Source organism: Acinetobacter sp. Leaf130 (assembly GCF_001423205.1).
GTDB classification, from domain to species: domain Bacteria; phylum Pseudomonadota; class Gammaproteobacteria; order Pseudomonadales; family Moraxellaceae; genus Acinetobacter; species Acinetobacter calcoaceticus.
This window is the reverse complement of sequence record NZ_LMOE01000011.1, coordinates 11870-36621: the sequence shown is the minus strand read 5'-3', so window position 1 is coordinate 36621 and position 24752 is coordinate 11870. Positions and strand designations below refer to the sequence as shown.

The window sequence follows — 24752 nt, the reverse complement described above, 5'->3', positions numbered from 1 at the left end:
GACTGATTTTTCATCTCACGAAAATTTAACTGACCAGCTCTGCGAATATTTTTAATCTCATAAAAAAATGTCATGGTTTAACAGTGACACATTCTCAAATTTTATTAATATAGCGCGCTTAATCAAATCAATAAGAGCTTAATAATGAAAAAATTTCTTGGAGTCCTAACACTCACACTTTGTACAACAACGAGTTACGCGGCTTTGGTAAATTTAAACATCGATGAATTTCAAAAAACCATTAAAACTTTAAATAAAGAAAAAGGTTATAACGGAGAAATCAAAAGTGGAGCATTAACTGGCAAAGTCCAAGAGAAATTTATTGTTACTGGAACATCTGCTACTGATGAGAGAGAACCAGTTCTGATGACTGGTTATTATCTTGGTGCAACTGAGGTAGGAAATTTATATTCAATTACTGAATATCGCATTTACTGTGACGATCAGACCTATGGTTTTGCTATGTCTAATTTTGAGCCAGACGGCGCCTTAAGTTTAACCACAACAGATAGTAATTATGCTTTTGACTATGAAGATCCCACACCAAGAGATCAGCAATTTTCTAAAATTCTAAAAAAAGCGTGTAAACATCCTGCAAGATAATCAGGTATTTGGAAAAGTAATCGCTTGTATAGAATCAATTATTCAATACAAGCGATTGCAAATTATTGGCTTCTAAATACGAAATAAACACAGCCAAATAGACATAACATCGCCCACAAGTAATCTAGTTTAAATGGTTGTTTAAACAAGAAAATCATAAACGGTACAAACACAATCAGCGTAACCACTTCCTGCGTGATTTTCATTTCACCGAGTAACCAGCCTTGAGCACTCAGCATACGAGTAGCAGGAATCATAAAACTATATTCAAGCAGGGCAATAATCCAACCGAATAAAATCGCTTGCCAGAGTGGAGCATGGTGCAAAAATTTAAGGTGCCCATACCATGCAAGTGTCATAAAACAGTTAGAAATAATTAATAGCGTAAAAGCTAAAACCGTTGGGCTCAAAGGCACATCCCTCATCATCACGATGATTTAAGTATTATTAAAGATACAAAACATTATAAAAGATAAAACTGTAATTCAGCTTAAATCGAAAAAATAAAGCTGTAGTTTTATTAGGGCCTCAAACACATAGAACAACAACGATTTTTGACTATCTTTTCCAGTTTAGCCTTGCTATCGTTGCTGGCAAATTTATCAATAATGCACACACAGCAATTCATTTCAATGTTGTGTACAAAAGCAGTGGAGAAGGCGAGCAATGCATCTGCATATCTTGGGTATTTGTGGCACTTTTATGGGCTCTTTAGCACTTTTAGCTCGTGATTTAGGACATAAGGTAACCGGTTCCGATTTAAACGTTTACCCGCCAATGTCTACCCAGTTAGAAAACGCAGGTATTACCCTCATGCAAGGCTATGACCGTAGTCATTTGCAGCCTCATCCAGATTTAGTCATTGTCGGAAATGCCATGAAACGTGGTATTGATGCTGTGGAATATATGCTTAACGAAGGTCTACCATATATTTCTGGTCCACAGTTCCTTGCTGACCACGTTTTACAAGGTAAACATGTACTTGGTGTAGCTGGTACTCACGGTAAGACAACAACAACGACCATGCTGGCTTGGGTACTTGATCAGGCGGGTTTAAACCCAGGCTTTTTAATTGGTGGTGTTCCACTTGGTTTTAGTGAAAGCGCTCGTTTAGGTGGCGGCAAATACTTCTGCGTTGAAGCCGATGAATATGACTCAGCTTTCTTTGATAAGCGCTCTAAGTTTGTTCACTATCACCCCAAAACGGCGATTTTAAACAACCTAGAATTCGACCATGCCGATATTTTTGATGACCTCGCGGCTATTCAAAAGCAATTTCATCATCTTGTTCGTACCATTCCAAGTGAAGGCCGTATTATTGCGCCAATTACTGAAACTCATATTGATGAAGTACTTGAAATGGGCTGCTGGACACCAGTCATTCGTACAAGTCTAGAAGCGAATGAAAAAGCTGCTTTGTCTGCCGAACTCATTTCAATTGATGGTAGCCATTTTAAAGTATTAGAAAATGGCAATATCGTTGGTGAAGTGAAATGGAGCATGACAGGGCAACATAGCGTAGCTAATGCTTTGGCAACGATTGCAGCCGCTCAGCATGTGGGTGTGGCGCTTGAACAAGCTTGTGAAGCTTTGTCTAACTTTGGCGGCGTGAAACGTCGTATGGAGTTACTCGGTACAGTTAATGGCATTGAGGTTTATGATGACTTTGCTCACCATCCAACTGCAATTGACACGACTTTAGATGGCGCACGTAAACGCTTAGGCGAACGCCGTTTATGGGCCATTATCGAACCACGTTCAAACACAATGCGTATGGGCAGTCATAAAGATGGCTTAGCACATTCAGCACGCTTAGCAGACGAAGTCATCTGGTATCAACCAGAAGGTTTAGATTGGGATTTACAACCGGTGATTGAAGCTGCGTCTAACCATGCTCAAGTTAGCCGTTCACTTGATGAAATTATTGAACGTATTGTCAATGAAGCAGGTGAGGGCGATGCGGTTGTGATTATGTCTAATGGTGGCTTTGGTGGATTACATCAAAAATTAATGAATGCATTAAAAGCAAAAGCTGCTTAACTTTTGCTTTTAATTATTCAGTAAAAAAACGGGTTTCAAATTGAAACCCGTTTTTTTATTCAGCCATTTTAAACCTTCTCTGGCTCTATATTTTCTATAAATTTATTAGAAACCATTAAACGTAAACTATAGACAATACCCATCGCAAAAACGCTATATCCCACGTTATTACAAATAAACGGAATACATAAAATGATGAGAGCCGTAATAGGGTAAAACCATTTGCTGATTCCCGCTAAACATTCAAATTCATATAGTAGCCAAATACAGGTGGTATACAGCACTACACTCACCGCAACGACTATTCCCATATATAAATCGGAAATATGGGCATGATGAGTAGTGACATCCACAGCAGCAGCAAGCGCAGCGCCCACCGTAGCAATACTCACAAAAACAAAGTAATGACCATACCCCCATACAAACGGGCGCACACCTTTCAAATGGTGATGCTGTTCACTACGGTCAAAATAAGCCCACCACATCGCGAACATAAGCATCAATCCACCGATCATTAAGAAAACAGCAGGAATATTAATAGATTGAGCAGTCAGCGCATCGCGGATTGCATTAAAGCTACCAATAATTGATTCACCCAACACTATAATCGTAAGCAGGGCATAACGCTCTACAATATGATTTGGATGCCACGGCGTAGGTGAATATTTTTCTGCATAGTAGGGAACAAATAGCTCCATCGCAGCCAGAAATAAAAATAAAGGGGCCGAAAGTACATGGGTAAAATTGGCAACTAACCAACCAATCTGTACCAGTACAATCCCTATTGCATAACGATAAGCCGTAATACGCCGAGCAGGATCGTATTTTGCTGCACGTAACCACTGGGTCACTAATGCCATTCGCATGATGACATAACCGATGATCATTACGTCAAAATCCTGACTATGAAATACATCAGGAATGCCTGCTGCCATCACCAATGAACCTGCAATTTGCACAAAGGTGAGGCATCGATACAACGCATCGTCGTTATCGTAAGCCGAAGCAAACCATGAAAAATTCATCCATGCCCACCACAGCGCAAAAAATACCATCAAGTAGCTTGGTAACGCATGCCATAGATGATTTTCAATAATGGCGTGGTGTAACTGCTGACCTGCTGTTGCAATCGCGACCACAAAAATTAAATCGAACAATAATTCGAGGGGAGTCGCTGCTCTATGCGGCTGTTTTGGATCTCTTGGAGATAAAGGCCTCAAACTTAATTTTTTCTGTTTTTCTTGAGTAGTCATAAAATAACGTTCTCGAATAAAATGCCAACACGTTAGCACTTTAATATCAACACTTAGATCACGCATTAAAAATTATCGTTCTAAGCTGTTTAATCTTTACTCACAAACAAACTATATTTCATTTTTGTGACAATTCTTTATCAAGACATTAAGCTTAATTCTTTATCATAGCTCACGTTTTTGTTCTCGTTTGGAATATGAATGTCTTTAGAAACACTCAACCTTAGCTTATTCCATGTTATTAATGGGGCTCAGGATGCGAGTCAATTTATCATTCGTCTTGCTATCTTTTTTGCTAATGATCTCCTCTATATTCTTTTATTCATCCTTACATTTTTATGGTTCTATGGCGACCAAGATTTAAAAAATAGGGTTGTTAAATCTGTCTTTTTGACCTGCGTGTCGCTTTTAGTGGGCTATGTTATTTCTCTGTTTTACCATCACGCAAGACCGTTTGTGATGGGTGTTGGTACTACTTTTATCGAACATGCACCAACGGCATCTTTTCCAAGTAATCATATGCTGATTTTTAGCACCATCGCTCTGTCTTATTTATTTGCTCAGCGCAAACTGATTGGAATAATTCTTCTATTCTTGTCATTTGTCGTGGCATGGTCGCGTATTTATCTTGGTGTGCATTTCCCTTTAGATATGTTGGGCGCTTTTATTGTAGCGCTATTGGTAAATACAGCCGGATATTACTTCTGGAATGCTTATGGCATGCATTTAACAGCATTCTTTATTCACCTTTACCAAATTATATGCAAACCACTTTTAGATCGAGGTTTAATTAAATAACCTTTAGATCCTTTTTAGTGTTAAAAACCACGAAATTAAGTTCAGTTGCGTAATACTAAAAAATCTGCCATTCTATGCGGAGTTGGATATGTTTTATCCAAAACAGAATTTAGTTTGACAAGGGGAGTAGCCTCCTCCAAACATAGCAGCAATGTTATGTGTCAGATATCGTCAATACACTTTTATTAAAAAGTCGGTATCTGAGCATCATTAAATTTATGATGTAGGCAAGACCTTGATCATGTTGGTACAGATGTTTAATTCATCTGGCAACGGGTCAAGGTTTTTTTATGCCCAATTGCCGGATGTGGAGGTTTTATGGAATCGATCGGCAATTTATGGCTGTATGTAGCATTCTTTGGCATTGTCATTGTCATGCTCCTGATAGACTTTTTAGGCTTTAAGCAAAAGCAAGGTCAGGATGTTTCAATTAAGCAAGCTGCTTACTGGAGCGTGGCGTGGGTGAGTGTCGCTGCGTTATTTGGTGGTGGTTTATGGCTGTACCTACAACAAACTGTTGGGGTGACCTTAGCAAATCAAAAAACCATGGAATACTTTGCTGGTTACTTGCTTGAAAAGTCGCTCGCAATTGACAACGTTTTCGTCTGGTTAATGATTTTCGCAGCATTTGCTATTCCAGCTGCACTACAACGTAAAATTTTGCTCTACGGCGTATTAGGCGCAATCGTACTGCGTACTCTCTTTATTTTTATTGGTGCATGGTTCGTTCAAGAGTTCTCTTGGGTGCTTTATATTTTCGGTGCGTTCTTGGTATACACAGGCTTTAAGTTTTTAAAAGGCCAAGAAGAAGAAACCAATATTGAAGACATCAAAGCTCTAAAATGGTTACGTAAGCACATGCGTATTACGCCGCAGCTTGAAGGTGACAAATTCTTTGTCCGTCAAAATGGTTTATTGTGGGCAACGCCGTTATTTCTAGTTTTGATTTTGGTTGAAGCTTCTGACGTGATTTTCGCAGTAGATTCTATTCCTGCTATTTTCGCGGTAACCAGCGATCCGTTTATTGTTTTAACAGCGAACTTAATGGCAATTTTAGGTTTACGCGCAATGTTCTTCTTACTTGCTGGCGCTGCGACTAAATTGCATTACTTACCATACGGCTTAGGCATTATCTTATTGTTCATTGGTGCAAAAATGTTGTTGCTTGATGTATTCCACATGCCAATCTGGATCTCGTTAAGCTTTATCGTAATAGTGTTAGCAATCACTGCTTACCTTTCTTTACGACACAACAAAAAGCAATTGCAGTCTTAATTCATCACAACAAGGCATCTACAAGCGAGATGCCTTGTGCTTTAAATTTTCAAAATAGACTGTACTTTAAAAAAACAGATTAATATTATATGCCAACTTAAAATTTATCTTTCCTAATCAGAAACATAATAGACAACATCTATTCGACATTGTATGTCGAACATACTTATTAAAATGTGTGGAGTCTCATGCGTTCTAAAAAAATTAATCTTGTCGTGGTGCCTTTATTACTCACGGCATGTAGCCATAATGATGGTCCTTTAGTACAAGATGTATATAACAACCAATATGACTGTGCTCGCGACTGGAATACTGAAACTTGTGAAGAAGAAAATAGCTCAAGTGGACATAGTTCTGGTTCAGGCCATTATTTAGGACCTGCGTATTATCGAAATAACCGCGAAGTTTCTTATCACGGCAATACATTACATCCTTATAGCAATTTAAGTGCTGGTCGCCCCATCATTTCAACCACGGCGAAAAGCTCGTCTTTTTCATCGCCAATTCGAGGTGGATTTGGTCGTAGCGGTTTTTCTTTCGGCGGCTAAGTCTTCAGGCATTAACATAAGATGAAAAGAAAAATCTTTACTCCACGCCCAGACTGGCAAGTGGAGCATCAAAATATTGGTTTTGATTACTTTAATTTACCTTCTCTCGATGGCTCAATTTACTGGTCTGAAGGAGTTGCTTACGAGTTTACCCTTAAGCAGATTGAACAACTTGAAGATGCAGCAAATGAACTGCATCAAATGTGTTTATCTGTTGTAGGAGAACTCATTCAACGGGGTGACTATCCTGCTTATTTTCAAATTCCAGAAGCAGCCCTAAGCCATATTGAAAGCTCATGGAAACAAAATGCACCAATGCTCTATGGTCGCTTTGATTTCGCCTACGATGGGCGAAATATCAAAATGCTGGAATACAATGCCGATACACCTACCGGCTTACTAGAAGCATCTGTAGCGCAGTGGCTGTGGATAGAACAAGTCTCAGGCATTGCGAACCGAGACCAGTTCAATAGCATTCATGAAGACCTGATTAAACGTTGGAAGACGATTTTACCGCGCGGTAGTCGTGTGCATTTTGCTGCCTGTCAGGAAGCGGGACGAGAAGATTGGGGCAATTTAGAGTATTTGATGGATACAGCCTACCAAGCTCATCTACAAGTTTCCGAGCTTTCTATGGAAAACATAGGTTGGAACGGACAAAATTTTGTTGATCTTAATAATCGCCCCATTCAAAACCTGTTCAAGCTCTATCCATGGGAATGGATCTGGGAAGAAGCATTTTCTCAATATATCCACCCACAAACACAGTGGATTGAACCTTGTTGGAAAATGCTACTTTCAAATAAAGCAATTCTGGTTGAACTTTGGAAACGTTACCCAAACCATCCTTTATTAATCGAAACCCATACTTATGACCCACAGCAAACATTGGCTGGCAAATGGGTGAAAAAACCGATTTTGGCAAGGGAAGGGGCTAATATTCGGGTTTTACAAGATGGCCATGACCAAGGTGCCGCTTCTGGTAGTTTCTATTTTGATGACTATGACAAATATGGGTATGTCGTACAAAAATGGGTAGATACCCCATTATTTTCAGGACAACTCCCTACACTCGGATTATGGATGGTCGGTCATCAATGCGCAGGTATGTCTATTCGTGAAGATTGCTACGACATTATCGGTAATGATGCTCATTTTGCAGCGCACTACTTTGTAGAGTAATCAACCCCATTAAGCATATGTAAAAGAGCTCTTAAATAGAGCTTTTTTAATGTGCCTCATTTGCTCTCATAGAGTGCATTTTAGGTTCATCTTGAAAAACCAATTCAAGCTTCTAAAGATAAATTAGAACAAATATTCAAAAATATAGTCTTTCAACATCATGTATTTTAAAAATTTTATTCACTTTTCTTATATTAAAAACTCATATTGGCAAGCTCTTTGCATCTCCTAAAAAGAAAAAAGCCTAGATTTTAAGGGCTCGTGAGAGCCCTAATTTTTTTAAGGAGTAATGCCATGAATGCTATCCCAACTTTAACGCCACTTGCTATGCCATGTAACAGCAGTTTTGATGCAAAAGATTGGGAAATTTTATCTACTCACTGGTATCCGGTTGCTCGTATTCAAGACGTCTCTACTGCACCCCATCGAGTGACACTATTAGACGTGAATATGGCACTGTATAAAACAGACAGTGGTGAAATTCATCTGGTCCGAGATATTTGCCCGCATCGTGGTGTTCCTTTAACCAAAATCTCTGATCGTTTTTCTCTGACCAAATTTCCGGTTGTTCAACGTTATGGCCTCATTTGGACCAGTATTCATGGTCATGATGTCGCTCAAGCCAATATTCCAGTATTAGATACTTGGGACCAGACAGAGCATCAAGCAATTTTGCCACCATTTGTCGATATTGGCGGTTCTAGCGGACGTCAACTTGAAGGTTTTATCGATGTCGCTCATTTTGCTTGGGTACATCACAATGCCTTTGCAAATCGCGATAATCCCATCGTCCCTAAATATCACACTGAACGTACCAACTACGGCTTAAAAACGGTCTATATCAGTAATTAATGTTAGTAACTATCCGCATGAATTAAAACATCTCGAACCAGAAGGCTTTTTGTGGAAGCGCACCTTTGATGTCTATCCACCTTTTTCAGCCGTGCTTACGGTCGATTTTCCAGAAGGCGGTGTTTTAAAAATTTTGAACGCCTGTTGTCCTATCTCAAGTAATAAAACTCGTTTATTTGTTCCATTAACACGTAACTTTGATCAAACAGGCGATTTAGAAAACGTATATGCATTTAATGCTCAAATTTTTGCTGAAGACCAAGACATGGTCGAATCACAAAAGCCAGAAGAATTGCCGCTAGATTTAATGATGGAAGCTCATTTTGAAGCTGACCGTTCATCAACGACTTATCGTCGGATCTTGGCTGAATGGGGACTAAGTAAACGTTATACCGTTTAAATCTTGGTTAACTGGGGTACAATCAACCGAAAAAAGTGAAAATATAAAGGCTTTCCATGTCATTGATCGCAAATACCACCGTTGTGCGTGGTCGTTTTTTAGATATTCAGCAAACTGTCTCTGAGCCAACTGATATTCCAAATCAAGTACGTTATTTGGAAGATGGTGTATTGATTAGTGAACATGGGAAAATCAAATGGTTTGGTGCATGGGATGAAGCTCAACAGCATCTTCCTGCTGGGGTTGAAGTTCAACATTACCCAGAACAATTGATTGTACCCGGCTTTATTGATACCCATATCCACTTCCCGCAAACCGAAATGGTGGGAGCATACGGCGAACAACTTTTAAGCTGGCTCAATACCTATACATTTCCAACTGAAATCCAGTTTCAAGACAAAGCATATGCAAGTGAAATTGCCCAGTTCTTTGTTCAAGAACTCTTAAAACACGGTACAACCACCGCTCTCGTTTTCTGTACAGTTCACCCTGAGTCTGTTGATGCTTTATTTGAAGCCGCAGAACACGTTCAGATGCGTTTAATTGCAGGTAAGGTTCTCATGGACCGTCATGCACCTGAAGCGCTGTGTGACACGCCAGAAACGGCTTACAGCGACACAAAAGCACTCATTGAAAAATGGCATGGCAAGGGTCGTGCACTTTATGCGATTACACCACGTTTTGCGCCAACCTCTACACCTGATCAATTAGAAAGAGCAGGGCAGTTAAAGCAAGAATTTCCTGATGTTTATGTACATACACATTTAAGCGAAAACAAAGATGAAATTGCTTGGGTAAAATCTTTATTTCCAGAACAGACTGGTTACTTAGATGTTTATCAACATTATGGCCTGACTGGTAAGCGCTCCGTGTTTGCTCATTGCGTTCACCTAGAAGACGAAGAATGGCAATGCATGCATGATACACAATCGGCTATCGCATTTTGTCCAACGTCAAACCTGTTCTTAGGTAGTGGTTTATTTCCATTGAAAAAAACGTGGGAAAAACAAGTAAAAGTGGGCTTAGGTACAGATATCGGTGCTGGTACATCATTTAGTTTGCTGCAAACTGTTAACGAAGCTTATAAGATTCAGCAATTACAAGGCGATAAACTTTCAGCTTTTGAAGCGCTCTATCATGCAACTTTAGGTGGAGCAAAAGCGCTTGATCTGCAAGATCAAATAGGAAACTTCAACATCGGTAAAGAAGCAGATTTTGTTGTCTTGAATCTTAAACCAACAGCATTACAGCAACTGCGCCAGTCTAAATCCAAATCTGTTGAAGATTCCCTGTTTGCATTATTCACGTTAGGTGATGACCGAAATATTGAGGCGACTTATATTTATGGAAAACGTGCTTATCAAAAAGAAACAGCCTAAACAAAATCGTGCTGTTAAGTTTTTGTTATTATTTGGAATATGCGCACTAGCATTAAAGCGTGATCGACATATTGCTCAAAATGATAAAATTTCTGGCTTATCAAAGGGTGCATGAAAAGTCATTTTGCTTTAAAATTTTACCATTAACTCAGATTTTAGAGGTGTTGCAGGTCAACACCTTTTTTATTTTTTCTTTTATATCTTGTAGGAATCTGACATGACTGTTGCAATGAGCATCATGATTTCAACCGAAGAAATTCAAGCAAAAGTCAAAGAGCTCGGCGAGCAAATTAACGCTCACTATGCAAATAGTGACAAAGAGTTGGTCCTGATTGGGCTACTGCGTGGTTCTGTTATTTTCATGGCAGACTTATGCCGCACGATTACCAAACCGCATGAACTCGACTTTATGACAGTGTCTAGCTACGGCGGCGGTACAACGTCAAGTCGAGATGTTAAAATCTTAAAAGACCTTGATGGTGAAATTCGCGGTAAAGATGTGTTGGTAGTTGAAGATATTATTGACTCAGGTAATACCTTAAGCAAAGTTATGGAAATGTTGCAAACTCGAGATCCAAATTCAATTCAATTGTGCACATTGGTGAGTAAACCATCTCGCCGTGAAATTGATCTTGAAGTTAAATTTTTAGGTTTTGAAGTTGAAGATAAGTTTATTGTTGGTTACGGCTTAGACTACGACCAAAAATATCGCCACTTACCATTTATTGGTGAAATTGGTTTATAAATTTCAAAAAAATAGCACTGAAAAGTGCTATTTTTTTATATAACGTTTTAGTTTTGAACAAAAAAGACACAAAAAGTCGCAATCTGCTACAGACAAAACAGACAGCTCTACCGCACGATAGAATATGAAGCAAAATCATTAACTTCACCAAAAAAACAACTGGAGAACAAATATGTGGTCACTTATTGTTGCTATTGTGGTTGGTTTCTTTGCTGGTTTAATCGCTCGTGCCTTACACCCTGGTGATGATAAAGCAGGTTTTATCGTAACAACCCTCATCGGTATTGCAGGTTCACTTTTAGCTACCTATGGCGGACGATTACTGGGGCTTTACGGAGAAAATTCAGTTGCTGGATTTATCGCATCCGTTATTGGTGCTGTGATTATTCTCTTTCTTTACAACTTGATTGCACGAAAAAGTTAATTACTTTCAGGCAATAAAAAAAGCACCGAATGGTGCTTTCTTTAATTTGTTTTATAAACCTAACTCTTTCCAAACGGCTTGAATTTCTTCTGCAGAACGAGCACCTACCAGTTTAAAACCATTTGCAAAAATCAGGGTAGGGGTGCCATTAAAACCTAATCTCTTTCCAAGCTCTAAATTACGGTCAATTGGATTAGCACAGCTCGCAACTGTTGGTCTAACGCCTTGCTGAATCAGTTTTTTCCATGAATAGGATTGATTCGGTGCACACCAAACCTGCCTAGAAACCACAATAGATTGAGGTTTCAAAGGATAGATAAACGTGTAAATTGTCACGTCTTTCAGCTTGTCCAACTCAGGCTCAAGCTGCTTGCAATAAGGGCAGTTGGGATCAGAAAATACTGCTAAAACATGCTGCCCACTACCTTTAACCGTTTTAATCGCATCTTTTAAAGGAAGTTGATTCCAGTCAATTGAGTTCTGTCCTAGAACTAGATCTTTGGTCAAATTCTTCTGATCTTTTAACCGAATCATAGAACCAACAAACATATGTTGACCATCTTCACCCACATAGATGATTTGTTGATCCAGATTAGCGCTATATAAACCTTGCATTTCAGTTTTCTGAATATTGCTAATTTTTAAATTAGGATATTGTTTTTTAATATTTTCTCTGACCGAGTCCACATTAGCGAAACTCAAACTCGCCGTTAAGCTAAATAATGCCAATATTCCTAATTTTTTAAGCATAAAACCAACTAATACGTAAGAGAGAAGTTTATTTTAATCAGTTCAGATGATTAAAACAGAACTGATTACCGAGTTATAACCAAACTCCCACTCAGTTATGCCAATGTTTCACGTGGAACATAAGCAGGTTTTAAATCGTTAATTTCTACCGAAATATGGACGATTTCATCATGAATCGATAAAGCATGACGGATCTGGTCTGCTGTTAAGGAAATATCATCAGTTTCGAGCGCCAAAATACAAGAAAACTTGCCTTTTGCGACTTTCCAGACATGAATATCTGTAATTTCGATGTGTTTAGGAAATTCAGCAATCACTTCACGAATTTCTTCAACCACAGGATGATCCATTTCTGCATCCAGAAGGGTTTTTCCTGTCTCTTTGATTAACCCAAGAGACCATTTTGCAACCAAAATAGCACCTAAAATTCCTAAAAGTGCATCTAAAAAGTCCCAGCCAAAATATTTACCCGCACAAAGCGCAATAATTGCAAAAACGGAGGTCACAGTATCTGCAACCACATGTAAAAATGCGGCTTTTTGGTTTAAATCGTGGTGGTGATTCCCATGTTCATACTCGTGATGGTGATGGTGATGGTGACCATCATCATGAAGTAACCACGCACAAATCAAGTTAACCAACAAACCTAAAATTGCAATTGGAATAGCTTCATTATAAAAAATCTCAACCGGATTAAATAAACGCTGAACCGACTGAAATGCCATAAAAATAGCTACAACCATAAGCAAAATTGCGCTGCTATAACCCGCTAAAATCTCAATTTTCCAAGTTCCAAAGCTAAAACGGTGATCATTGGAATAATGACGGGCCGCACGATAGGCAAAGTAGGCTAAACCGAGTGCCAACATGTGCGAACTCATATGCCAACCATCAGCTAATAATGCCATTGAGTTAAAGAACCACCCACCAAATACTTCTAACACCATCATGGAAGCCGTTAAAATGGTTGCAATCAAAATACGTTTTTGTGCAAGTGGATTTCCTTCATCAAACTGATGTTGATGATGACGTGATACACTATGATCCTGCATAAAATTCAAACCCAATATACTCCCTACCAGTATATTGAATTATACAAGAGAACACAGATGAGTCACATTGGTCAGGATAAAAAAATACTTAATCGTGTAAAACGACTAAAAGGACAAATTAACAGTATCGAGCATGCCGTTGAACAGTCGGATCTTTCATGCATAGAAATACTGCAACAAGTTGCCGCAATTAAAGGTGCGATAAACGGTTTGATGAGTGAATTGATGGAACAGCATTTACATCACCATGTGCTCAAAGAAGCACAAGTTGATCAGAATGAATTAGATGAGTTTTTAAAGGTTCTAAAAAGATACGGTTAACGAGGTTACTGAATGACACACTCCTGTGCATCATTCAGAATTTTTTTAATTATTTTCCAATACAAAATGAACCAAAGATTTTGCCTAATAGGTCATCGGCGCTAAAGTCACCGGTAATTTCACCTAAAGCATTCTGAGCAAGACGTAATGATTCAGCAACGAGTTCACCTGCATTAAATACAACAAGTTGCTCATGTGCCTCTGATAGATAGAGCTGTGTGCGCTTCATTGCGTCTAAATGACGCGTTCTCGCAATAAAGGTGTCTTCCTCAGGATGAAAGCCTGCATGCGCTGTAATCGCCTCTACGAGGCCTTGAACACCCATCTCTTGTTTTGCAGAAACGGTAATATGACGGAATCCTTGAAAATCACTTATTTCAGCTAATTGACCAGTTAAATCGCATTTATTACCAATTAACATTAAACGACGCGGCTCAATATGTTCAGCAAAATATTCTTGAGCGAGTTTTAATGGATCATCGCCTTGATTTAAGTCATAAACCAGCAATAACAAATCAGCTTGTTCAATTTCTTTGATTGCTCTGCGAATCCCTTCTTTTTCAACGATATCACCCGTTTCACGAAGGCCCGCAGTGTCTGTTAAGGTAATTGGTAAGCCATTTAAGCTAATTTTTTCATGCAAAACATCACGAGTTGTACCAGCAATGTCAGTCACAATTGCACGCTCAACACCAGCAAGCGCATTCAACAAGCTCGATTTACCCGCATTTGGTTTACCTGCAATAACGACTTGTAAACCTTCACGTAATAATTGACCTTGTCGTGCAGATGTTTGAACGGATTTTACCGATTGTTGTACGTCTTCAAGTAAAGCTAAAATTTTACCATCTGCCAAGAAATCGATTTCTTCTTCAGGAAAATCAATTGCGGCTTCCACATGTAACCGTAAATGAATCAGTTTTTCTAAAACAGTATTAATTTTGGTCGAAAAAGCACCTTGCAAAGAACGAACAGCAGAACGTGCGGCAGCTTGCGATGTCGCATCAATCAAATCGGCAATGGCTTCTGCTTGAACCAAGTCCATCTTGCCATTTTCAAAAGCTCGCATGGAAAATTCACCAGCTTTTGCAGCGATTGCACCAAGCTCAAATAGACGACCAAGTAAGGCATTCTGAATGACTGGACCGCCATGCCCTTGTAGCTCTACAACATCTTCACCTGTAAACGAATGAGGATTTGGAAAACATAAAACAATCCCTTCATCCATAATGCTTCCATCAGCATCATAAAACTTACGGAACCCCGCCATACGTGCTTCAGGCAAGTTTTTTTGTGTCAGGTTTTGAGCAATTTCATAAGCCTTAGGTCCCGATAGGCGAATCACGCCCACACCACCACGCCCGGGTGGCGTTGCAATTGCGGCAATCGTGGTTTGACTTTGCATATTATTCACCTAAAAACCTAAAATCCAGCCAAAGAAAAATCCGCCTAAGATTACCATCTTAAGCGGATTTATTCAGCAAAAGTTCAACGATTAAGATGCTGATTCAGTCTTACTTAAACGACTTTTCTCAACGCTCTTATTAATAAACGACTGCTGTAAAATAGTAATACTGTTGTTCACAATCCAGTACAACACGAGACCTGCAGGGAAGAACAGCATAAATACCGTGAACATAATCGGCATAATGCGGAACACTTTTGCCTGCATTGGGTCAGCTGGTTGTGGGTTCAACATTTGCTGTGCAAACATGGTAGCACCCATGATTAACGGCAAGATGAACCAAGGATCCATTGCTGACAAGTCTTGAATCCAGCCTAACCATGGTGCATGACGTAATTCCACACTTTCCATGAGTACCCAGTACAAGGCAAGGAAAATTGGCATTTGTAGCAACAATGGTAAACAACCTGAAAGCGGATTCACTTGTTCACGTTTGTATAAAGCCATCATTTCTTGCGAGAAGCGCATACGGTCTTCACCGAACTCTTCTTTCATGCGTTGCATTTCTGGTGCAATCACACGCATTTTCGCCATAGAACGATAACTTTTTGAAGATAAAGGCCACAAAATCATCTTCACCATAACGGTAAGTAAAATGATTGACCATCCCCAGTTGCCCACAATGCTATGGAAGAATTGAAGACCTAAGAACAATAACTTGGCAATCGGCCATAACCAGCCATAATCAACAGTCTGATTCAAACCAACCGCTAAATCTTTTAATTCAGCTTGAACTTTAGGACCTGAATAAAGTTTTGCGTCCACTTCCATTGAAGTGCCTGCTGGAACATTAATCACTGGTGAGGTAAAACCAATGATATTCATATGATCAGCAGATTGACGAGATTCAAGTTTAGCTACATAAGGCTGACCATTCGCTTGAGTCAGTTTAAGATTCCCAGGAATCCAAGCACTTACAAAATAATGCTGAACAATCGCAACCCATCCACCTTTCGCTTCAGTGCTTACTTTTTCTTCTGAGAAATTAGCAAACTTCAGCTTATTGTAATGTGACTCAGGCGTCCCCCAAGCTCCACCTAAGAAAGTTCCTAGAGTGAAAATACCTTGAGAAGATTTACCAGGATCGTCAGAGTTATCACGCTTTAATTGTCCAAACATCTGACCTTGCCAGCTTTGTTGGCTACGGTTAATAACTTGATGTCTTACAACAATTGGATATTGCCCTTGGGTAAAAGTAAAAGTTTTAATAATTTCAACGCCTTCTGGTGTTTTAAATACCATCGGAACGTTTAAAACTTTTTCAGATTGAACCTTTTGATCCTGTACACCCTTAGCATCAGCCAAAGTATATGATGTTTTTTCAACAGCATATAATGGACGACCACCACGACTACTATCTGGTCCATTCAAACCAATTAAGCCAGATTGAGCAACATAAGTACGCTTAGAATCATTTTCAAGCATAACAAATGGCTGATCGCTGTCTTTGCTTTTGTCGTGTGAGAGTAATTCAATACGAACAATATCACCACCTTTTGGATTGATCCAAATATGGTAAAGGTCAGTTTGTACTGAAATAAGCTGTTGATTCACAGGTGCAGTTGCATCTGTGGTTTGTGACTGCGCAATATTTGCTTGTGGCACATCGGAAGCCACTGTTGCATTTTTAGCATTTGGCAAATCAGCAGATACTTCATGTGAACTTACAGCCGCCGCTTGTTTTTGCGGTGCAGTTGCAGCATTTCCATAATCTTTTTGCCAAGCCAAAATGAGCAAATATGCGGTGACAAACATGGCCCCGAGAATTGCAAACCTGGCCCATTGTTGCATATCTATTACCCCAAATGGTTAGAGAGATTTTGCTTCAGTAAACGATCACGAAAGGGTACAGCAACATGATGCGTTTGAGAATCTATTTGATGAAACGAAATAAAACGAATTGCTTTTGGCGGTACCGGATCATATCCAGATCCTCCCCACGGGTGACAACGACAAATCCGTTTAGAAGATAGCCAAACGCCTTTTATCGCACCATGAGTTTGCAATGCTTCTATCGCATATTGGGAACAAGTCGGGATATAACGACAACGGGGTCCAAGAAGCGGACTAATCGCAATTTGATACAGTCGAATCAACCAACGTAGAAAACGAACCATTGGCTATCTCTTAATTCTGCGAGGTTGTGCCAACTTTAGAATGTTTTTTTGCTAAGCGCTGTAATTTTTGCCAAGCAAAATCTAATTGTTGATATAGCTCAGCATTCGTAATCGTTTCTATACCAACTTTTGGCATTACCACAATATCTATGTCTGATCCAAAATTCGGCTGATGTAGACGAAAGCTCTCACGAGCAAGACGTTTTATTCGATTTCTTTCATGTGCACGGCGCACTTTTTTCTTAGCAACAACAATACCCAAACGGCTATTAGGCTGTTCGGTTAATTTTGCAAGAAATAAAAAATGGGGTTGATGCACTTTAAAAAGCGCACCATCGAATACACTTTTATAATCTGCAGCACAGCGTATTCGCACATCTGTGCTAAAATTGTAAAGTGTCATCACACCCAAGTCTGGTCAGCGTAACAGTAATTAAACAGTTAAGCTATGACGACCTTTTGCACGACGACGAGCTAATACTTGACGACCAGCTTTAGTTGCCATACGAGCGCGGAAGCCATGAACGCGTTTACGCTTTAATTCAGATGGCTGGAAAGTACGTTTCATATCGAAACTCCCAAAAATGATCTTTCTATAAAGGTCCGCGATTTTATTGTGCAATGTTTACGCTGTCAATGAAAAACCAAGAAAGTTTTGTATTTAACCCAAATTTTTAATCTCTCTACTTCTTTTTTATGATTTTCATAATTCAGTGCAATATATAGTTTTTAAAGTTATACACAAAGTAATTGTCTATTTTTATTAGAGCTTTTATTATATACACACCTTATATACATACTTATCAACAAAATAAGATATCATCTTGGCTTTGATTTGCTGCATTTGAATTTAAATTCATATTTTGTAGTTATCCACAAAAGATCACACCCCTATTAAATAAATTCAAATTTTAAAATTTATATTTATTCTTATTAGGAGCTACTTTTTCTGTGGATTTCGCACTTTTAAATTTAAAAAACATGTATTTGGGTTGTTGATAACTCTGTTTCTATTATATTTATGGATTGTGGATAAGTTTATGTGATAATTTATCCACAGGTTGTGCAAAAAGTTATACACAAGTGGTTTTGAATTTAAATTTATTCACAAGAGATTTCTTTTTAGACAAAATCAGTCGAATTCGTCATGACAGATGTGGATAACTTGGTTAGAATGGCGACCCCTTCTTATCAGGAAGGGTTAATCTTTAGATTATTTGAATTTAAAAAATGCAGAAATAGGGGATACACATGCTTTGGACAGACTGCTTAACTCGCTTGCGACAAGAGCTCTCTGATAACGTCTTTGCGATGTGGATTCGCCCATTAGTTGCTGAAGAAGTAGAAGGAATACTACGTCTCTATGCTCCTAACCCTTATTGGACGCGTTACATTCAAGAGAACCATTTAGAATTAATTTCTATATTGGCTGAGCAGTTGTCAGAAGGGCGAGTCCGTCAGGTTGAGATTTTAGTTGATTCTCGTCCTGGGAGTATTTTGTCATCTGCTGAACAACCAGCAACCACTACTGCTGCTTTGCAATCTGCGCCACCACAAAGTATTAAAGTAAAAAAAGAGCCCGAGTCTGTTTCTAGTTCTCATACGAATAGTGTAGTCAACCCTAAAACAGCGAAAAAGAAGCTACTCAATCCTCAGTTTACTTTTTCTTTATTTGTTGAAGGCCGTTCGAACCAGATGGCTGCTGAAACATGTAGAAAAGTATTAACTCAATTAGGGGCTTCACAGCATAACCCTTTGTTTTTATATGGCCCCACAGGGCTAGGTAAGACTCACTTAATGCAGGCAGTTGGCAATGCTTTACTACAAGCCAAACCTAATGCCCGTGTGATGTATATGACTTCTGAGAGTTTTGTTCAGGATTTTGTGAGTTCTTTACAAAAAGGCAAAGTAGAAGAGTTTAAGAAAAACTGCCGTTCTTTAGATTTATTATTGGTCGATGATATTCATCTCTTAGCAGGTAAAGAGGCGAGTTTAGTTGAATTCTTCTATACATTTAATGCTTTACTTGATGAATCTAAACAAATTATTTTAACTTCAGACCGTTATCCAAAAGAGTTAACAGAGTTAGATCCACGTTTGGTTTCCCGTTTTTCTTGGGGACTTTCAGTAGGTGTTGAACCACCAGATATTGAAACTCGTATCGAAATTTTATTAAAGAAAGCGGAAAATAGCGGCGTTGATTTACCTCGAAATTGTGCATTATTTATTGCACAACAAGTTGTTGCGAACGTGCGTGAACTTGAAGGGGCACTTAATAAAGTCGTTGCAATTTCCCGTTTTAAAGGTGCACCAATCGATCTTGATGTGGTTCGTGAGTCTTTAAAAGATGTGTTGGCGATCCGTGCACGAACAATTAGTGTAGAAAATATCCAGCGTGTGGTTAGTGAATATTTCCGTATCCCATTAAAAGAATTAGTGGGGCCAAAACGTACACGAATTTATGCTCGACCACGTCAGTTGGCAATGGGACTTGCTCGTGAGTTGACCGGTGATAGTTTTCCAGAAATTGGAATGGCTTTTGGTGGACGCGATCACAGTACAGTGATGCATGCTTGTGAAAAAGTAGCTAGTCTGCGAGAAGAAGATCCAATTTTTGACGAAGATTATAAAAATCTACTGCGTCTACTTCAGAGTTAATGAAATGATAAGACCTTGTTGCAAAGTCTACGTAAGTGCAGCATAGTACACAGCTAAAAAATGAAATATTTGCTCCAAGTTGCTAGAGGAATGAATCGTGCGTTTGAAAATCGCTAAAGAAAGTTTACTCAATGTTTTATCGCATGTTGTCGGTGCGGTAGAACGTCGTCATACATTGAATATTCTTTCAAACGTCAAAATTCAGACTAATGCTCAGGCGCTCACCATTACTGGTTCTGATCTAGAAGTCGAGCTGGTTGCGAGCACTGTTTTATCAGAAGGGGCATGCCTTGAAGCAGGGGAAACAACAGTCCCTGCTCGTAAGTTAATGGAAATTTGTAAATCATTGCCTACAGCTGCATTAATTGATTTGCAAATTACTGAAGATCAAAGATGTATCTTAAAGTCTGGTAATAGCCGTTTCGTATTAGGGACTTTACCCGCAGAAGATTATCCATTATTGACGACTGAAAATAGTCAAGGTACTCAAGTACAAGTAACCCAACGTGAGTTAAAGCGTTTATTTGAAAAAACTGCTTTTGCGATGGCTGTACAAGATGTACGTTTCTATTTAACGGGTACTTTATTGGAAATTGATGAAAATCAATTACGTGCAGTAACAACAGATGGTCACCGTTTAGCACTTTGTGAAATTACAGCGTCTTCTACATCAGCTCAATTGGTGCAGGCCATTGTACCTCGTAAAGCTGTTGGTGAATTACAGCGTTTACTGAGTATTGAAGATGACCAATTAACATTGTTGATTGGTCGTGAATTGTTAAATGTAACCATCAATACACCAAGTCGTGATAAGGAACAGGGCAATATTACTGTTCGTTTTACTACAAAATTGATTGATGGAAAATTCCCTGATTATCGTCGCGTGATTCCACGTGGTGGCGATAAACATGTATTAATTAGCCATGATGTATTTAAGCAATCATTACAACGTGTCGCAATTTTGAGTAATGAAAAGTTGCGTGGTGTTTTCTTGAATTTTAATCAGGATTCTTTACAGCTTCGTGCGAATAACCCTGAGCAAGATGAGGCTATTGAAGATTTAGCTATTCAATATCAAAATATACCACTCGAAATGTCATTTAATGCGCAATATTTACTTGAAGTATTGGGTGTACTTGATGGCGATGACGTAAATATGAGTATGAGTGAGGCGAATCAGTCTGTTTTGGTTCAAGATCCGGCGCATAGTGATCAAACTTATGTAGTTATGCCGATGCGTGTATAGTCTGGCTATCTAACATGCATCTTACGCGCTTAAATATTGAACGTGTGCGTAATTTAAAAACGGTTGCACTCCAAGGGTTGCAACCGTTTAATATATTTTATGGCGCTAATGGTTCAGGGAAAACCTCAATTCTGGAAGCAATTCATTTGCTTGCAACAGGGCGATCGTTCCGCACTCATATTCCTAAAAATTATATTCAGTATGCTGCCGAAGATGCGATTGTCTTTGCTCAGTCTAGTACTGAAAAAATTGGCATGCAAAAGTTGGCATCTGGTGAGCAGTTGATGAAGGTCAATGGCGATACCGTGGCTACCCAAGGTCAACTTGCTAAATTACTTCCTTTGCAGCATCTTGATCCACAAAGTACAGACATTATTGACCACGGGGCAAAGCCACGACGCCAACTTTTAGATTGGCTGATGTTCCACGTGGAACCTGAGTTTTATTTTGCGTGGCAATACTATTCGCGTGCATTAAAACAACGTAATACCCTACTTAAAACCCGAAGAAATTTGTCTTTGGCTGATTTAGAGCCTTGGAACAAAATGTTGAGTGACTATGGCGAAATTTTGCACTCTCAGCGCTTGGGTATTGTGGAACAATGGAATGTTTTTTTTCAAAATGATTTGAGGCAATTACTCCCTGATCTTGAAATAGAACTGGAATACAGTCCTGGTTTTCATACAGAGCAGGGACTCATGCAAGACCTGCTTAATCAACACCAAAAAGACATCGAACGACGTTATACCGAATATGGTCCACATCGAGCCGATTTGCGCTTAAAAACCCCTTATGGACATGCTGATGTGGTTTTATCAAGAGGTCAGAAAAAACTGCTGATTATTGCCTTAAAACTGTCACAAATTGCAATGTTGCATGCGAGTAATAAGGAAACTGTGGTATTATTAGATGATCTGACAGCAGAATTAGACTTAACCGCACAACAACGTTTAATTGAACGATTAAGCCAACTTGGTAGCCAGGTTTTTATGACAACTTTAGATCATGCATCGGTAAAAAAACATTTACATGATTTGTCTATTTCATATCAATTATTCAATGTTGAATCCGGTCAAGTTAGTCTTGCTTCACCATAATTTTTTGATGTTACCCATCTTTGAATAAACCTATATTTGCTAGGGAGAAACCATGAGTTCAGAGTCTCAATCAGCCTCTCAAACAGAACAAACCAATGAAAAGGCTTATGATTCCTCTAGTATTAAAGTATTACGTGGATTAGATGCAGTTCGTAAACGTCCGGGTATGTATATTGGGGATACAGACGACGGTACCGGTTTACACCATATGGTATTCGAGGTAGTCGATAACGCAATCGATGAAGCTTTAGCTGGGCATTGTGATGAAATTATTGTCACTATTCATGAAGATGAATCGGTGAGTGTTTCTGATAATGGTCGTGGTATTCCAACCGATATTCACCCTGAAGAAGGTGTTTCTGCAGCGGAAGTAATTCTTACTATTCTGCACGCAGGCGGTAAGTTTGATGACAACAGCTATAAGGTTTCAGGTGGTTTACACGGCGTAGGTGTTTCTGTAGTAAATGCACTTTCGAGTAAATTACATTTAATGATTTCTCGTGCTGGTCAAGTGCATGAGCAAGAATATCAACACGGTGATCCGCAATATCCATTACGTGTGATTGGTGAGACGGATAAGAGTGGTACAACAGTACGTTTTTGGCCAAGTGAATTAACATTTACCCAAACCATTTTTAACGTAGAAATTCTAGCACGCCGTTTACGTGAGCTTTCATTCTTAAACGCAGGCGTACGTATTGTATTACGCGATGAACGTATTAACCTTGAACATGTATATGACTACGAAGGTGGATTATCTGAGTTTGTAAAATACATTAACGAAGGTAAAACTCATCTAAATGAGATTTTCCATTTTACTGCGGATACAGATAACGGTATTGGTGTAGAAGTAGCCTTGCAGTGGAATGAAAGTTATCAAGAAAACGTTCGTTGCTTTACCAATAACATTCCTCAAAAAGATGGTGGTAGCCATTTAGCTGGTTTCCGTGCAGCTTTGACGCGTGGTTTAAACCAATATCTTGAAAATGAAAATATTCTCAAGAAAGAAAAAGTCAATGTAACGGGCGACGATGCACGTGAAGGTTTAACCGCTATTATTTCGGTAAAAGTACCTGATCCAAAATTCTCATCTCAAACCAAAGAAAAACTGGTATCGAGTGAAGTAAAACCTGCTGTTGAGCAAGCAATGAACAAAGAGTTCTCTGCTTACTTACTTGAAAACCCGCAAGCTGCAAAGTCAATTGCCGGTAAGATTATTGATGCTGCACGTGCGCGTGATGCTGCACGTAAAGCGCGTGAAATGACACGTCGTAAGAGCGCACTTGATATTGCTGGTTTACCAGGTAAATTGGCTGATTGTCAGGAAAAAGATCCAGCACTTTCTGAATTATATCTTGTCGAGGGTGATTCTGCAGGTGGTAGTGCCAAGCAAGGCCGTAACCGTAAAATGCAGGCTATTTTGCCGTTGAAAGGTAAAATCCTGAACGTTGAACGTGCACGCTTTGACAAAATGATTTCTAGTCAGGAAGTGGGTACTTTAATTACTGCTCTCGGCTGTGGTATTGGTCGTGAAGAATATAATCCTGACAAGCTACGCTATCATAAAATCATTATCATGACCGATGCCGACGTTGATGGTTCCCATATTCGAACCTTGTTGTTAACGTTCTTCTTCCGTCAAATGCCAGAATTGGTTGAGCGTGGGTATATCTATATTGCACAGCCACCTTTATACAAATTGAAAAAAGGTAAGCAGGAACAATACATCAAAGATAATGATGCATTGGAAAATTATTTAATTTCAAATGCGATTGATGAGCTATCTTTGCATACCAATGCTGAAGCACCATCAATTACAGGTGAAGCACTTGCTAAAGTCATTCAGGATTATCAAGTTTCGCAAAAGAGCTTACAGCGCTTAACGTTACGTTACCCAGCTAGCTTACTAGATGCTTTACTTGAAATAGAGGCATTCAAGAGCGATCAAAACCATGATCAGGCTTATGTACAACAATGGGCTGATCAAGTAAAAGAGATCATTACAAGATTACAGCCAAGTTTACGTCCAGAAATTACACTAGAGTCATTTGAGCGTGAAAATGCTCAGGGTGAAAAATCTGCGCATTATTGGCCGCGTATTACGGTATATGTTCATAACTTGCCACATGCATATTTGCTTGATGCAGGTTTATTGAACTCAGCTGAGTATGCTCGTTTGCTGAAAAACTCGAAGAGTTGGTTCAGTTTGCTTGAAGATGGTGCTTATTTACAAAAAGGTGATCGCCGTATTCAAGTGGCTAACTTCCATCAAGTTTGGCAGCATATTTTGCAAGATTCGCGCCGCGGTATGATGATCCAACGCTATAAAGGTCTTGGTGAGATGAATGCTGAGCAGCTTTGGGAAACGACAATGGACCCTGAAAACCGTCATATGTTACAGGTAACCATTGACGATGCGATTGAAGCAGATCGTATGTTCTCTTGCTTAATGGGTGATGATGTGGAACCACGTCGTGCATTCATTGAAGAGAATGCTTTAAATGCTGATATTGATGCTTAATTCATAACACGATTCTAAATCAGTCT

The 24752-nt window shown here is 39.1% G+C and carries 23 protein-coding genes and 1 pseudogene; 15 read left to right on the top strand and 9 right to left on the bottom strand.

What is annotated here, in order from left to right; genetic code table 11:
- Positions 1–144 precede the first annotated feature (144 nt).
- The gene (locus ASF86_RS18475) at positions 145–603 is read left to right on the top strand and encodes a hypothetical protein (RefSeq protein WP_056484383.1); all 459 of its coding nucleotides are present in this window, start codon (positions 145–147) and stop codon (positions 601–603) included.
- Between the two features lie 62 nt (positions 604–665).
- Here ASF86_RS18475 and ASF86_RS18470 read toward each other — a convergent pair whose 3' ends face one another.
- Positions 666–1028: a DMT family protein gene (locus ASF86_RS18470; protein ID WP_080547845.1), complete on the bottom strand. Its 363-nt coding sequence runs from the start codon at positions 1026–1028 to the stop codon at positions 666–668.
- A 241-nt stretch (positions 1029–1269) separates the two neighbouring features.
- Here ASF86_RS18470 and mpl point away from each other — a divergent pair, with 241 nt between their 5' ends.
- Positions 1270–2643, top strand: a complete 1374-nt coding sequence (mpl, locus tag ASF86_RS18465) for a UDP-N-acetylmuramate:L-alanyl-gamma-D-glutamyl-meso-diaminopimelate ligase (protein ID WP_045437736.1) — start codon at positions 1270–1272, stop codon at positions 2641–2643.
- Between the two features lie 68 nt (positions 2644–2711).
- Here the strand turns inward: mpl and ASF86_RS18460 are convergent, their stop codons facing one another.
- Positions 2712–3962, bottom strand: a complete 1251-nt coding sequence (locus tag ASF86_RS18460) for a low temperature requirement protein A (RefSeq protein ID WP_056484380.1) — start codon at positions 3960–3962, stop codon at positions 2712–2714.
- A 135-nt stretch (positions 3963–4097) separates the two neighbouring features.
- On the opposite strand from ASF86_RS18460, the gene ASF86_RS18455 reads away from it, so the two are divergent.
- The 8 genes and pseudogenes from ASF86_RS18455 (at position 4098) to ASF86_RS18420 (ending at position 11499) form a co-directional block, all read left to right on the top strand.
- Positions 4098–4694 carry an undecaprenyl-diphosphatase gene (locus ASF86_RS18455; RefSeq protein ID WP_003656013.1) on the top strand — a complete coding sequence of 199 codons (597 nt, stop codon included), beginning with the start codon at positions 4098–4100 and terminating at the stop codon, positions 4692–4694.
- Between the two features lie 318 nt (positions 4695–5012).
- Positions 5013–5969 carry a TerC family protein gene (locus tag ASF86_RS18450; protein WP_056484378.1) on the top strand — a complete coding sequence of 319 codons (957 nt, stop codon included), beginning with the start codon at positions 5013–5015 and terminating at the stop codon, positions 5967–5969.
- A 188-nt stretch (positions 5970–6157) separates the two neighbouring features.
- Positions 6158–6517 carry a hypothetical protein gene (locus ASF86_RS18445; protein WP_056484376.1) on the top strand — a complete coding sequence of 120 codons (360 nt, stop codon included), beginning with the start codon at positions 6158–6160 and terminating at the stop codon, positions 6515–6517.
- A gap of 21 nt (positions 6518–6538) precedes the next feature.
- Complete coding sequence (locus ASF86_RS18440) at positions 6539–7699, top strand: glutathionylspermidine synthase family protein (RefSeq protein WP_056484373.1); 1161 nt, start codon at positions 6539–6541, stop codon at positions 7697–7699.
- Between the two features lie 294 nt (positions 7700–7993).
- Positions 7994–8951, top strand: a pseudogene (locus ASF86_RS18435) (Rieske 2Fe-2S domain-containing protein).
- Positions 8952–9007: 56 nt separating this feature from the next.
- Positions 9008–10330, top strand: coding sequence for a guanine deaminase (guaD, locus tag ASF86_RS18430; RefSeq protein ID WP_056484366.1), 1323 nt, complete (start codon positions 9008–9010; stop codon positions 10328–10330).
- A gap of 217 nt (positions 10331–10547) precedes the next feature.
- Entirely contained in the window at positions 10548–11075 is a 528-nt protein-coding gene (gene hpt, locus ASF86_RS18425) for a hypoxanthine phosphoribosyltransferase (protein ID WP_004640259.1), read from the top strand.
- Positions 11076–11247: 172 nt separating this feature from the next.
- The gene (locus ASF86_RS18420) at positions 11248–11499 is read left to right on the top strand and encodes a GlsB/YeaQ/YmgE family stress response membrane protein (RefSeq protein ID WP_004640258.1); all 252 of its coding nucleotides are present in this window, start codon (positions 11248–11250) and stop codon (positions 11497–11499) included.
- A gap of 51 nt (positions 11500–11550) precedes the next feature.
- On the opposite strand, the gene ASF86_RS18415 is transcribed toward ASF86_RS18420, so the two are convergent.
- Positions 11551–12249 (bottom strand): DsbC family protein, encoded by a 699-nt coding sequence (locus ASF86_RS18415; RefSeq protein WP_005037750.1) that lies wholly within the window; start codon positions 12247–12249, stop codon positions 11551–11553.
- Between the two features lie 95 nt (positions 12250–12344).
- Positions 12345–13301: a CDF family Co(II)/Ni(II) efflux transporter DmeF gene (gene dmeF, locus ASF86_RS18410; protein ID WP_056484365.1), complete on the bottom strand. Its 957-nt coding sequence runs from the start codon at positions 13299–13301 to the stop codon at positions 12345–12347.
- Between the two features lie 57 nt (positions 13302–13358).
- Between dmeF and ASF86_RS18405 the strand changes: the two genes are divergently transcribed.
- A complete protein-coding gene (locus tag ASF86_RS18405) occupies positions 13359–13622 on the top strand; it encodes a metal/formaldehyde-sensitive transcriptional repressor (protein ID WP_003656024.1) in 264 nt (87 codons plus the stop codon).
- Positions 13623–13671: 49 nt separating this feature from the next.
- Here ASF86_RS18405 and mnmE read toward each other — a convergent pair whose 3' ends face one another.
- The 5 genes from mnmE to rpmH form a co-directional block, all read right to left on the bottom strand.
- Positions 13672–15027 (bottom strand): tRNA uridine-5-carboxymethylaminomethyl(34) synthesis GTPase MnmE, encoded by a 1356-nt coding sequence (gene mnmE / locus ASF86_RS18400; protein WP_056484364.1) that lies wholly within the window; start codon positions 15025–15027, stop codon positions 13672–13674.
- Positions 15028–15117: 90 nt separating this feature from the next.
- Positions 15118–16878 (bottom strand): membrane protein insertase YidC, encoded by a 1761-nt coding sequence (yidC, locus tag ASF86_RS18395; protein WP_056484363.1) that lies wholly within the window; start codon positions 16876–16878, stop codon positions 15118–15120.
- Positions 16879–16883: 5 nt separating this feature from the next.
- Positions 16884–17204, bottom strand: a complete 321-nt coding sequence (gene yidD, locus ASF86_RS18390) for a membrane protein insertion efficiency factor YidD (RefSeq protein WP_003656027.1) — start codon at positions 17202–17204, stop codon at positions 16884–16886.
- Positions 17205–17214: 10 nt separating this feature from the next.
- Positions 17215–17607, bottom strand: coding sequence for a ribonuclease P protein component (gene rnpA, locus ASF86_RS18385; protein WP_004640245.1), 393 nt, complete (start codon positions 17605–17607; stop codon positions 17215–17217).
- Between the two features lie 30 nt (positions 17608–17637).
- Positions 17638–17772, bottom strand: coding sequence for a 50S ribosomal protein L34 (gene rpmH / locus ASF86_RS18380; RefSeq protein ID WP_000831329.1), 135 nt, complete (start codon positions 17770–17772; stop codon positions 17638–17640).
- Between the two features lie 683 nt (positions 17773–18455).
- Here rpmH and dnaA point away from each other — a divergent pair.
- From dnaA to gyrB, 4 genes are all read left to right on the top strand, one after another.
- The gene (gene dnaA, locus ASF86_RS18375) at positions 18456–19862 is read left to right on the top strand and encodes a chromosomal replication initiator protein DnaA (protein WP_056484362.1); all 1407 of its coding nucleotides are present in this window, start codon (positions 18456–18458) and stop codon (positions 19860–19862) included.
- 97 nt (positions 19863–19959) lie between these two features.
- Positions 19960–21108 (top strand): DNA polymerase III subunit beta, encoded by a 1149-nt coding sequence (gene dnaN / locus ASF86_RS18370; RefSeq protein WP_056484358.1) that lies wholly within the window; start codon positions 19960–19962, stop codon positions 21106–21108.
- A gap of 14 nt (positions 21109–21122) precedes the next feature.
- On the top strand, positions 21123–22205 hold the full coding sequence (gene recF, locus ASF86_RS18365; RefSeq protein ID WP_003656036.1) for a DNA replication/repair protein RecF: 1083 nt from the start codon (positions 21123–21125) through the stop codon (positions 22203–22205).
- A 52-nt stretch (positions 22206–22257) separates the two neighbouring features.
- On the top strand, positions 22258–24726 hold the full coding sequence (gyrB, locus tag ASF86_RS18360) for a DNA topoisomerase (ATP-hydrolyzing) subunit B (protein ID WP_056484357.1): 2469 nt from the start codon (positions 22258–22260) through the stop codon (positions 24724–24726).
- Positions 24727–24752: the final 26 nt, after the last annotated feature.

What these genes read in the sequence shown, in the direction of transcription:
- dnaA (WP_056484362.1), top strand. Translation starts at nt 18,456, where the DNA reads ATGCTTTGGACAGACTGCTTAACTCGCTTGCGACAAGAGCTCTCTGAT.
- ASF86_RS18440 (WP_056484373.1), top strand. Translation starts at nt 6,539, where the DNA reads ATGAAAAGAAAAATCTTTACTCCACGCCCAGACTGGCAAGTGGAGCAT.
- mpl (WP_045437736.1), top strand. Translation starts at nt 1,270, where the DNA reads ATGCATCTGCATATCTTGGGTATTTGTGGCACTTTTATGGGCTCTTTA.
- dmeF (WP_056484365.1), bottom strand. Translation starts at nt 13,301, where the DNA reads ATGCAGGATCATAGTGTATCACGTCATCATCAACATCAGTTTGATGAA.
- ASF86_RS18470 (WP_080547845.1), bottom strand. Translation starts at nt 1,028, where the DNA reads ATGAGGGATGTGCCTTTGAGCCCAACGGTTTTAGCTTTTACGCTATTA.
- yidC (WP_056484363.1), bottom strand. Translation starts at nt 16,878, where the DNA reads ATGCAACAATGGGCCAGGTTTGCAATTCTCGGGGCCATGTTTGTCACC.
- yidD (WP_003656027.1), bottom strand. Translation starts at nt 17,204, where the DNA reads ATGGTTCGTTTTCTACGTTGGTTGATTCGACTGTATCAAATTGCGATT.
- mnmE (WP_056484364.1), bottom strand. Translation starts at nt 15,027, where the DNA reads ATGCAAAGTCAAACCACGATTGCCGCAATTGCAACGCCACCCGGGCGT.
- guaD (WP_056484366.1), top strand. Translation starts at nt 9,008, where the DNA reads ATGTCATTGATCGCAAATACCACCGTTGTGCGTGGTCGTTTTTTAGAT.
- ASF86_RS18475 (WP_056484383.1), top strand. Translation starts at nt 145, where the DNA reads ATGAAAAAATTTCTTGGAGTCCTAACACTCACACTTTGTACAACAACG.
- ASF86_RS18460 (WP_056484380.1), bottom strand. Translation starts at nt 3,962, where the DNA reads ATGCGTGATCTAAGTGTTGATATTAAAGTGCTAACGTGTTGGCATTTT.
- rpmH (WP_000831329.1), bottom strand. Translation starts at nt 17,772, where the DNA reads ATGAAACGTACTTTCCAGCCATCTGAATTAAAGCGTAAACGCGTTCAT.
- hpt (WP_004640259.1), top strand. Translation starts at nt 10,548, where the DNA reads ATGACTGTTGCAATGAGCATCATGATTTCAACCGAAGAAATTCAAGCA.
- ASF86_RS18455 (WP_003656013.1), top strand. Translation starts at nt 4,098, where the DNA reads ATGTCTTTAGAAACACTCAACCTTAGCTTATTCCATGTTATTAATGGG.
- ASF86_RS18405 (WP_003656024.1), top strand. Translation starts at nt 13,359, where the DNA reads ATGAGTCACATTGGTCAGGATAAAAAAATACTTAATCGTGTAAAACGA.
- rnpA (WP_004640245.1), bottom strand. Translation starts at nt 17,607, where the DNA reads ATGACACTTTACAATTTTAGCACAGATGTGCGAATACGCTGTGCTGCA.
- ASF86_RS18445 (WP_056484376.1), top strand. Translation starts at nt 6,158, where the DNA reads ATGCGTTCTAAAAAAATTAATCTTGTCGTGGTGCCTTTATTACTCACG.
- gyrB (WP_056484357.1), top strand. Translation starts at nt 22,258, where the DNA reads ATGAGTTCAGAGTCTCAATCAGCCTCTCAAACAGAACAAACCAATGAA.
- ASF86_RS18420 (WP_004640258.1), top strand. Translation starts at nt 11,248, where the DNA reads ATGTGGTCACTTATTGTTGCTATTGTGGTTGGTTTCTTTGCTGGTTTA.
- recF (WP_003656036.1), top strand. Translation starts at nt 21,123, where the DNA reads ATGCATCTTACGCGCTTAAATATTGAACGTGTGCGTAATTTAAAAACG.
- ASF86_RS18415 (WP_005037750.1), bottom strand. Translation starts at nt 12,249, where the DNA reads ATGCTTAAAAAATTAGGAATATTGGCATTATTTAGCTTAACGGCGAGT.
- ASF86_RS18450 (WP_056484378.1), top strand. Translation starts at nt 5,013, where the DNA reads ATGGAATCGATCGGCAATTTATGGCTGTATGTAGCATTCTTTGGCATT.